The sequence below is a fragment of the Clostridium sediminicola genome, assembly GCF_050402865.1.
Lineage (GTDB): Bacteria > Bacillota > Clostridia > Clostridiales > Clostridiaceae > Clostridium_AF > Clostridium_AF sediminicola.
Genome location: NZ_BAABMF010000056.1, coordinates 1 through 1,695 on the forward strand (window position 1 = coordinate 1; position 1,695 = coordinate 1,695).

Annotated in this window: 2 protein-coding genes; both read right to left on the bottom strand. The window is 30.5% G+C overall.

The genetic code is table 11. The features are described from left to right. Positions 1-43 precede the first annotated feature (43 nt). Entirely contained in the window at positions 44-898 is an 855-nt protein-coding gene (locus ACQ3F0_RS26660; protein WP_428868855.1) for an IS3 family transposase, read from the bottom strand. A 23-nt stretch (positions 899-921) separates the two neighbouring features. After that, complete coding sequence (locus ACQ3F0_RS26665) at positions 922-1,626, bottom strand: helix-turn-helix domain-containing protein (protein ID WP_428868854.1); 705 nt, start codon at positions 1,624-1,626, stop codon at positions 922-924. Between the last annotated feature and the right edge of the window lie 69 nt (positions 1,627-1,695).

Sequence of the window (1,695 nt, forward strand, 5' to 3'; positions counted from 1 at the left end):
TGAACTGACTCTTGTCAAGTAGACAGGTAATTTAATTAAAAATTTATGCACATTTTGGTGCTTGATTTCGATATTCTATTGGAGTCAAGCACCCTAATTTTTTTTGAAATCTTTCTTCATTGTAGAATTTGATAAATTCAATAATCTTCTCTCTTAGCTTCTCTAATGAATGAAATTTCTTTCCATGAAACATTTCAGATTTTAGTATTCCAAAAAAGCCTTCCATCGGTCCATTATCAATGCACTTACCAACTCGAGACATACTTTGTTGCATCCCTTGCTTATCAATTTTATTCTTAAAAAGAGTCGATGTGTATTGAAATCCTCTGTCACTATGGAAAATTGGTTTAGCATTTGGATGCTTTTCTATTGCTTTCTCAAACATTTTAAATACAAGCTTATTATTGTTTTTGAATGATAATTCGTACTCTATGATACTGTTATCATAAAGATCCATAATTGGACTTAAATATAGTTTTCGTGTATCACCTGATATAGAAAATTCGGTCACGTCAGTTAACCATTTTTCGTTTGGATTCTGTGCTTGAAAGTGTCTTGCTAAAATATTTTCCTTAATGTAATCAGGGTTCACTTTTTTCCTATTTACTTTCTTTCGTCTTATTCTTGAAGAAATACCTAAAAAGCCCATTAAACGACGTATATATCCTACGGAGTAAGTTTTCTGATTCAAACGATTGATATACATAGTCATACGCCTATATCCTAAAATACCATCGAAAGTTAAGTGATATTCTTTAATTAATGAGCATAATAATTTATCTGTATTTTCCTTATCAGGTTCAACTCTATTTTTATACTTATAGTATGCACTTCGTGCTATGCCTAATGCTTTACACATCATGCTTACTGAATAACCACGCGCGCAATAATAATCGATAGTCTGATAACTGGATTCATTTCTTACTTTCGATAATGATTTTTCTTTTCGAACTCCTCTTTTTTTTTAAGAACCTCCAGTTCAAATTCTCTTCTTTTTCTTAAAGCTTTTTCTCGTTCTAATTCTAATTTGAGCTTTTCAAGTTCTGTTAGAGATTCCTCATCTATTAATTGTTTTGCTTTTGGACCACGTTTTTTATACTCGAGGCCGTCTTCACCATCCTCTAGATATTTTTTAGTCCATTTATATACAAGAGCATACTTAATTGCAAACTTGGAGGCGGCATCTTTGTAGCTCATATCATTTAAAATAACCCACTTGACTATTTCTAATCGTTCTTCAAATGTTGTTTTTCTAGATTTCATGGTATAGACAACTCCTTTAGGATCGTAACTTTTTAATTCTATACCATTATAATACTTTTTAACCCATTTGCTAATCATTCCACATGAAATATTATATTTAGCACCTAAATCGGGTAAGGAGTATTCTCCTTGTAAGTATAAGTTTATTACTGACATTTTAAACTCTTTACTATAAGTATTTTTTTTACTTGATGTATCAAAAGCACTCGGACCATGAATGTTATATTTTAAATACCACTGACGAACTATTTCTTTGTTACATCCGATTGCTTGTGCGATACTTCTAAAACTAACATTACCATTAATATAATCTTCACAAGCTTTAATCTTTAATGCTTTACTATACTTAAGTTTTCTTCCCATAAAAAAACACCTCCAAAGTAGATTTGTAATTTAATTAATTACAGTGTCTACCTTGGAAGTATCATATCA

What these genes read in the sequence shown, in the direction of transcription:
- ACQ3F0_RS26665 (WP_428868854.1), bottom strand. Translation starts at nt 1,626, where the DNA reads ATGGGAAGAAAACTTAAGTATAGTAAAGCATTAAAGATTAAAGCTTGT.